This window comes from Microbacterium sp. SD291 (assembly GCF_017355365.1).
Lineage (GTDB): Bacteria > Actinomycetota > Actinomycetes > Actinomycetales > Microbacteriaceae > Microbacterium.
Genome location: NZ_JADIJR010000084.1, coordinates 1 through 424 on the forward strand (window position 1 = coordinate 1; position 424 = coordinate 424).

Below are 424 nucleotides of genomic sequence, written 5' to 3' on the forward strand. Positions count from 1 at the left end.
GCCGTCGAGCAGCGCCTCCCGCAGTGCGGGGTAGCGGGCGGGGAGTCGTTCCCCGGAGGTGACGCTGATCTCCCGGTGCACCGCATCCGCCGCTTTCACGACTTTCGCCGCACCGGGTGCGTCCGTGAGGAGTGCCCGTTGCAGGAGTTCGTTCAAGTTCCGGCATCCGAACCCGTTCGCGAAATCCACATCCGCACTCGCGACGGTCTCCACGACCACCGCCTCCAACAGCCGCAGCGCCTTCCCCGCACCCAGCAGCACCGCCAGCTTCTCAGCATCCGACAGGGTGCCGACCGCATCCGCACGAAGCATCCCGACGAGGTCGGAGACGACCCCATCGAGGACTGCCACGGTGCTGTTCATACCCTCCATTGAACACCGGGCCACCGACATTGCGACCCCGGAATCGGCCAGGTCAGAGAAA

At 66.5% G+C, this 424-nt stretch carries 1 protein-coding gene; it reads right to left on the reverse strand.

All coding sequences use genetic code 11. The annotated features are described in order from the left end of the window. The coding region (locus IPV10_RS16870) for a hypothetical protein (protein WP_374192241.1) at nt 1-363 on the reverse strand (363 nt) is incomplete at its 3' end. Between the last annotated feature and the right edge of the window lie 61 nt (nt 364-424).